The 7077-nt window shown below is 58.8% G+C and carries 7 protein-coding genes; 2 read left to right on the plus strand and 5 right to left on the minus strand.

Annotated features, from left to right (window positions below; all coding sequences use genetic code 11):
• Window positions 1-254 precede the first annotated feature (254 nt).
• Window positions 255-2585: a DUF1592 domain-containing protein gene (locus tag FJ398_24420; protein ID MBM3841040.1), complete on the plus strand. Its 2331-nt coding sequence runs from the start codon at window positions 255-257 to the stop codon at window positions 2583-2585.
• Between the two features lie 36 nt (window positions 2586-2621).
• On the opposite strand, the gene FJ398_24425 is transcribed toward FJ398_24420, so the two are convergent.
• Both FJ398_24425 and FJ398_24430 read right to left on the minus strand, forming a co-directional pair.
• Window positions 2622-2906, minus strand: coding sequence for a hypothetical protein (locus tag FJ398_24425; GenBank protein ID MBM3841041.1), 285 nt, complete (start codon window positions 2904-2906; stop codon window positions 2622-2624).
• 66 nt (window positions 2907-2972) lie between these two features.
• Complete coding sequence (locus tag FJ398_24430) at window positions 2973-3209, minus strand: type II toxin-antitoxin system Phd/YefM family antitoxin (protein MBM3841042.1); 237 nt, start codon at window positions 3207-3209, stop codon at window positions 2973-2975.
• Window positions 3210-3375: 166 nt separating this feature from the next.
• Here FJ398_24430 and FJ398_24435 point away from each other — a divergent pair, with 166 nt between their 5' ends.
• Entirely contained in the window at window positions 3376-4773 is a 1398-nt protein-coding gene (locus FJ398_24435; protein ID MBM3841043.1) for a Gfo/Idh/MocA family oxidoreductase, read from the plus strand.
• 163 nt (window positions 4774-4936) lie between these two features.
• On the opposite strand, the gene FJ398_24440 is transcribed toward FJ398_24435, so the two are convergent.
• The 3 genes from FJ398_24440 to FJ398_24450 all read right to left on the minus strand — a co-directional run bounded on the left by FJ398_24440 (window position 4937) and on the right by FJ398_24450 (window position 6831).
• A complete protein-coding gene (locus tag FJ398_24440; GenBank protein ID MBM3841044.1) occupies window positions 4937-5638 on the minus strand; it encodes a hypothetical protein in 702 nt (233 codons plus the stop codon).
• On the minus strand, window positions 5635-5838 hold the full coding sequence (locus FJ398_24445) for a hypothetical protein (GenBank protein MBM3841045.1): 204 nt from the start codon (window positions 5836-5838) through the stop codon (window positions 5635-5637). Before FJ398_24445 ends, FJ398_24440 begins: the two co-directional genes overlap by 4 nt.
• 360 nt (window positions 5839-6198) lie before the next feature.
• The gene (locus tag FJ398_24450; GenBank protein ID MBM3841046.1) at window positions 6199-6831 is read right to left on the minus strand and encodes a hypothetical protein; all 633 of its coding nucleotides are present in this window, start codon (window positions 6829-6831) and stop codon (window positions 6199-6201) included.
• Between the last annotated feature and the right edge of the window lie 246 nt (window positions 6832-7077).

The raw sequence follows: 7077 nt of genomic DNA on the forward strand, positions 1-7077 counted from the left end.
CGATTTCGCTTTCTGGCTTCGTTTCTCCTCAGTCGCAGAGCCCTGGCTATGCTCCTTCGTCGTGCCTCGCCAGAAAGCGAAATCGCCTCCAGCAAAACCGGAATTTATTTTTGCACAGACCCTTAGGCTGGGCAAATCGGGCTTTGTTGTTGTCCCGACGCTACCGGACCGTTATTCTGGGTCCCACTTTGAAAATGCAGGTAACGGTCCGTCCATTGCGAGGCTCGAATTACGGCGGGTTTGTCGCCGCAGGGATGGCGTGGCTTGTGATGAGCGCTCTTCACGCCGATGCGAGCCAACCGGCCGAGCGTTCTGCCGCTTCGGCGGAATCTCCCGTGACGGCTCTGGTGAACCAGTACTGCGCCGATTGCCACGACCCGGAAATGAAGAAGGGGGACCTGGATTTGGCGAGTCTCGGCGCGGCCGACGTGAATCGCCATCCGGAGATCTGGGAAAAAGTCGTTCGCAAGCTGCGCACGCGGCAGATGCCTCCGGCGGACAAACCCCGGCCTGACGGGAAAACTTCTGACGCCGTCCTTTCCCGCCTCGAAACAAGCTTGGACCGCGCCGCGGCGGCGCACCCGAAGCCCGGGCGAACGGCCACGTTGCGGCGGCTGAATCGCACCGAATACCAGAACGCCATTCGCGATTTGCTCGCGTTGGAGATCGATGCGGCGGCGCTGTTGCCCAAGGACGAGGCCAGTTACGGTTTCGACAATGTCGCGGTGGGCGACCTTTCCCCGACGCTACTGGATCGATACATCTCCGCGGCGCAGAAAATCAGCCGGCTTGCACTTGGAGCGTCCAGCCGCGGCGAGGGTGGCGATACCTTTCGGATTCGCGCAGACTTGACGCAGGACGAGCACCTGGAGGGGTTGCCGATCGGCACGCGCGGCGGCGTTTTGATACCGTACACCTTTCCGCTGGATGGTGAGTACGAGATTCAGATTCGCCTGACGCGGGACCGGAACGAGCAAGTCGAAGGGCTTCGCGAACCGCACGAACTGGAGGTGCTCCTGGATCGGAAGCGTGTGGCGCTGTTCACGGTGACGCCGCCGCGGACGGACCGCGATCACGCGACCGTGGACGAGAAGCTCAAGGTTCGCCTGCCCGTCAAAGCCGGCCCGCACGCACTGGGAGTCACGTTTCTAAAGAATCCGTCGTCGCTGCTCGAAACCAAACGCCAGCCGTATAACGCGCACTTCAACCTGCACCGGCATCCGCGCATCGGGCCGGCGATCTACCAGGTCTCCATCAACGGCCCCTACGCGGCGCAAGGGCCGGGCGACACGCCCAGCCGGCGGCGGATTTTTGATTGCACGCCGGCCAAGCCGGAGGACGCAGAACGTTGCGCCGAACGCATCCTTTCCACGCTAATGCGCCGGGCCTACCGGCGGTCCGTGACCGCAGAGGACCTCGCCAGATCGATGGGTTTTTTTAGGGAAACCCTGAAGAAGGACGGCTTTGAGGCCGGGATCGAAACCGCGTTGAGTGCGGTTCTTATCAGCCCGCACTTTCTCTTTCGCGTTGAAGCCGACCCGGCCGGGATCGCGCCGAACACAGCCTATCGCATCAGCGATCTCGAACTGGCGTCGCGGTTATCGTTCTTCCTCTGGAGCAGCATCCCGGACGACGAACTGCTCGAAACGGCGATTCAAGGCAAGCTTCGCAATCCCGGCGTGCTCGAACGGCAAGTGCGGCGCATGCTCGCGGATTCCCGGTCCGAAAACCTGGTCGCCAATTTCGCCTCGCAATGGCTCCACCTGCGCAATCTGGAATCCACGACTCCGGACCTGCGACTGTTCACCGACTTCGACGACAATTTGCGGCAGGCGTTTCGGAAGGAGACAGAGCTTCTGTTCGCGACGGTCCTGCGCGAGGATCGCAGCGTGCTTGATCTTTTGAAGGCGGATTACGCGTTCCTGAACGAGCGCCTCGCCAGGCATTACGGAATCCCACACGTCTATGGCAGCCGGTTCCGGCGTGTGTCACTGGACCGCGATAGTGTCCGAGGCGGTCTGCTTCGCCACGGCAGCGTATTGACCGTGACGTCCTACGCGACGCGCACCTCGCCGGTGATCCGCGGCAAATGGGTGCTGGAAAACATAATCGGCACGCCGCCTCCACCGCCGTTGCCGGACGTGCCCGCCTTGAGAGACAACACCGTGTCGGCCAATCTCTCCGTGCGCGAACGGCTGGCCGAACACCGCGCCAATGCGGCGTGCGCAAGCTGCCACAATTTGATGGACCCGGTCGGTTTTGCGTTGGAGAACTTCGACGCGGTTGGGCGCTGGCGGACTGTGGAGGAAGGCAAACCGGTCGATAATTCTGGCGGGCTGCCCGACGGGAGCAAGTTTGCGGGCGTATCCGGACTCGAAGAAGGATTGCTGAATCGTCCGGAGATTTTTGTCGGCACCATGGCGGAAAAGCTCCTGACATTCGCATTGGGCCGTGGCGTTGAATATTACGATGCGCCCGCCATCCGCAAGATTGTGCGCGAAGCGCAGGCAAAGGACTTTCGCTTTTCGGCGGTCATTCTTGGAATCGTCAATAGCGCGCCGTTCCAGATGAGGAGATCGTCGTGACGGTCGAACTGTGCTGCCTGCAACGTGTCTTGTGAATCACGCCAGCAACAACTCGAAAGTATCGGCGATTTTGCGGCTAATGGCTATTTGACGTGCGGCAGTAACTTTACCTCGACAATTGTAGAGCGCCGATTTTTGTACGAAGTGCATGGCGTCGCACTTGCAGATCGTGAGCCAATCCAAGCCGTCGGCCTCATCAAGTAGCACCTCGTTCTTCTTGAGGTTCTCAGCTCGCGCGCTGTCTTGGCGCCGGAGAGTGGTGCAGAACAGGACGTTCACGCGCGCCAGGTCCGGGCTGGCAATGCGCGAGTTGTTGCTCACAATAACGGCTGGATGGGTGTTCTCGGCTGTAAATCAAACGTTCAGATTTCCCACTGTCGCATGCTATCAATCCGAGGCGTGGCCGCAGCGGTTCTCCAGTTCGCACTCTGACTTGTCTGCGTAGCAGTCGTCAAAAAAGCCTGGCGGGCGGCGCGGAATGGGCTCTGGAAGCAGACAGGGCTGAAGCAAGACCTGCCTGTTATGATGCAGGATGACGATGGTCTCGCCGGCCAAGGCTTCGTCCAGGACTTCGTCGAGCGAGTCTTTGGCTTGATTTACCGAGAGCGTTTTCACATTCGGCATCTTATTTCGCAAAGGCCCATTGGCAAGTGATGAGTTGCATAATGAGGCTTGGGGGCCTTGGGACTACTTCTTTCGATGTTCCCCCTTTTTAATGTTCTTTAATGAACAGGCTCTTGACCATCTTTTCTGAATGGGCCACGCTCCCCAATCGTCACCACATAACATTATGAATGAACCTGCAAACAACTCCACGACTTCTCGACGTGAATTCTTGAAAAGCACCGGCCGTCTGGCCGCGGCTTCCGCCCTCGCAGGTGTGGCGCTCCCACACGTCCACGCGGCGGAGGACAATACCCTGCAAGTCGCGCTGATCGGCGCCGGCGGCCGTGGCAGCGGCGCCGCCGTCAACGCGCTCAACACTTCAAAGCTCGGCCCGATCAAGCTGATTGCGATGGCGGATGTTTTCGAGGACAAGCTCAATGGGAGTTACAACGCCATAAACAAATCGCACTCCAGCCAGGTGGATGTCCCGCGGGACCGGCGGTTCATCGGCTTCGACGGTTATCAGAAAGCGATGGATTGTTTGAAGCCCGGCGACATCGCGATCTTCACCACGCCGCTGGCGTTCCGGTGGGTCCACTTTGCTTATGCCATTCAAAAGCGCCTCAACGTTTTCATGGAAAAGCCGCTCACGGCGGATGGTCCGACTTCGCGGAGGCTGATCCAGCTCGCGGAAGAAGCGTCGGCGAAGAACTTGAAAGCGGGCGTCGGATTGATGTCGCGGCACAGCCGGGCGCTCCAGGAGTTGCACCAACGCATCCAGGACGGCGAAATCGGCGACATCATTTTGATGCGCGGTTACCGGATGCACGGACCGGTCGGGTCGGCTTTTTCGACGAAGTGGCCCGGCGAGCCGAGCGAGTTGCTCTGGCAGATCCGGCGTTTTCATAGCTTTTTGTGGGCCAGCGGCGGGTGCTTCAGCGACTTCTACATCCACATTATCGATCATCTTTGCTGGATGAAGAATGCCTGGCCGGTCAAGGCCCACGCGCTGGGAGGCCGCCACAACAAAGTGAGCAGCGACGGCAGCCCCTTCGTGGATCAGAATTTCGATTCGTATTCGGTGGAGTACACGTTCGCCGACGGCAGCAAGTTCATCATGGACGGCCGTTGCAACGTGGGGGCAAAGGCAATGTATTTGAGCCACGTGCAAGGGAGCAAAGGCATGGCGATTGCCTCGAACAACGGCGACTGCGGCCTGCCGTCCAGCACTTACCGGGGGCAGAATCCAGTTCGCGAAAACCGGCTCTGGGTTTCGGATGTCCCGCCCGACCAACGCGATCCTTACCAGAACGAATGGAACTCGCTCGTCGATGCCATTCGTCATGACCGGCCCTACAACGAAGTCAAACGCGGTGTGGAAGCCAGCGTCACGACCTCATTGGGGCGAATGGCGGCTCACACCGGGCAGGAGATTACTTTCGAGGAATTCCTCAATTCCGAGCACGAATACGCTCCAGGCGCGGACAAACTGACCATGGATTCGCCGGCGTTCTTGAAGGCGGATGCCGATGGCCGATATCCCATCCCGGAGCCGGGCATCAAGAAAGACCAGGAATACTGAGCGGCGCAACGTAGGGCCAGCTTCGTGCGTGTTTGGTGTCTGGTAGGGACGGATTCCACTCCGTCCCTGAATAATCCTTGTGGCGGCCCTTGAACGGTGGCGGACCACGGAAAAACCAGGAGCCTCCGTTGGCCCATCGTCTCTTCCCGGGCGGCAGTCTGCCTCAAGGCCTGATTTGGGACGGAGTGGAATCCGTCCCTACCTCAATGAACACGTACCAAGCTCCCAGCCTGCCCATTTTTTCCTCTGTCTTGCACTTCTGGACAGACTCAACGGCCTCCTGCTTCAGCCCGTTGCTCGCGAGCAAACGCCACGCGCGCACGTGATCGAAAAGGCGGTCCTGCTTCCAATCGCAGAGCTGACCCAGCACTGTCAGGTATTCGTCCAGCTTGGTCCTTTGTTCGCAAACGACCAGGCGCAGTTGGTGGGCAGTCACGCGCCAGGCGGATTCCTCGGAGTGGGCTTTTAACGCATCATACGCTTCGTCGGCGGCCGAATAAGGTCCCCAGCCTGCGGTGAAGGCAATCCGGAAGAGCTGAAGATGGGGTTCATGGAACAAGGTAGGGCGAGTCCGTCCCGGCGAGCCGTTCGACGAACTTGGAACACGTCCAGTCCGGCTCGCTGGGGACAGGCTCGCCCTACCGGGTTCCAGAAGAAGATCATGCGAGGCTGCCAGCCAATTCCAATAACGATCGAACTCGGCCACGCGGCCATGGATGAACAACGCGCGCAGGTAGGTTTCCTGGAGCGGGGCCGTCAGTTTCGATTCGAGCGGCGCCAGCAAGTGGATCAAGTATTCGCTCAACCCATATATCTCAAACACACCCGCCGTTACTTCGAGGTCCACGACATTGGTGTGGGTCAAACGCAGCAACCAGAAAGCCCTGGCCCTTGGAATTGCGGAGGCTCGGCGCTCTCCTGGATTTCCTTCAGGAATCCCCGGTCCAACGCGCGGTCGCCGGGATTGTTTCCCACGGCCATGCTGTAAGCGAGAATCCCTTCCAGGACCTTGCCCAGACGAATCCTTGATCGCGGTGTGTTGCAGAGATTTGGTCTTGCCACCATTCAATTGCGCTGACGCGGACGACCGGGACGAACCCGACAGGCGTCGTGCGCCGAATCCTGGCGAGCACCAGCGTCAACACAACGGGCAAAAGGAGCGCGCCGACAAAACAAGCCTGAACCAAAACGAATGCAAGAGCGGCCGGACGAGCATGCACAGCGCCGGATACCGGAAGAACAGGCTGGCGGTTTTCTCTTTGGTGCATGTGTCCATAGCTGGCCAATGCGCTCGATTGAAAAGAATCGATTCGCTTGTCGACGATTGCAACAGGCAACAGGCAAATTCGCGCTTCCCAAAGAGATATCTTGCGGGTGGATAGCATTTGAAGAAACGGCGTCACCTGGACAAAGGACAAAGCGCGACTACTCCAGAGGTTTGATGCGGTAAAAACCGCACGCCGCGTTTTCGGCCTTAACATGCAAAACTGATGTCGGGTGCTCCAGTCTCAGATTTCTGACCAGCTCCCAATTCTCCAAATCCGCAGACATTTCCAGTCGGTAGCGCTTGCCGACCTCGCCACGGACTTCAAATCTTACCTGACCTTCACTGAATGGTCCCAATGGTTTCAAATGCATCTTTTTCGCAAACGATACCCTCCCGTAAAAATACAAGCACTTCGAGGGTGTGGCGTCCTTGCTCACCAATTCACGGATGACGGGCGTATCTCCCAGACTGAGCATCGTCTCAGCCGAATCCGCTTCCTTTGCGAGGAAATCCAATTCCAGAATCTCAGCTTCTCCTCTTGCGAAAGATTGATTTGGGGCCAGCGCAAGTGCGATTCCGAGCAATCCTTGTTGGACAAGATTTTCATTAACCAGCAAAGACCCGTTTACTGCGCTTGGCCCCAACCGCACACCCTGCAAACCCAATACGCGCGGATCAAATGTAATGCTGAATCCTAGCGCGTTTTCATCGCCTGACGCTCTGAGAATTATGGGAACAGAGAAGGGCGCACCCGAATCCGCCGAGATGCCTCCGATTCGAACCTGACTCATTTCATTTCTCGGAACGACTGCTTTGGTTGCGAGCGATCTCGAATTGAACGACCCACTCAGCACGTTCGGTAGCGAAGCTGACGGGCCTCCGGCCCTCACGACGGGATCCACACTTGCCACGTACAGACCGGCTTGCACCCAGTCCGCCACGGTCAGTCGCCCGTCTCCGAGCGCAGGCTGATCTCCCACGAGGCGTGGGGCGCAATCAGCCCGGCGGAACTCACCGGACCCGTCCACCGAATCGAG

It is taken from the genome of Verrucomicrobiota bacterium, from assembly GCA_016871535.1.
Classification (GTDB): Bacteria; Verrucomicrobiota; Verrucomicrobiia; order Limisphaerales; family SIBE01; genus VHCZ01.

Excerpts from the sequence above, each read along its gene's own strand:
- FJ398_24420 (MBM3841040.1), top strand. The coding sequence starts at position 255 with ATGGCGTGGCTTGTGATGAGCGCTCTTCACGCCGATGCGAGCCAACCG.
- FJ398_24430 (MBM3841042.1), bottom strand. The coding sequence starts at position 3,209 with ATGCCGAATGTGAAAACGCTCTCGGTAAATCAAGCCAAAGACTCGCTC.
- FJ398_24435 (MBM3841043.1), top strand. The coding sequence starts at position 3,376 with ATGAATGAACCTGCAAACAACTCCACGACTTCTCGACGTGAATTCTTG.
- FJ398_24445 (MBM3841045.1), bottom strand. The coding sequence starts at position 5,838 with ATGGTGGCAAGACCAAATCTCTGCAACACACCGCGATCAAGGATTCGT.
- FJ398_24450 (MBM3841046.1), bottom strand. The coding sequence starts at position 6,831 with ATGAGTCAGGTTCGAATCGGAGGCATCTCGGCGGATTCGGGTGCGCCC.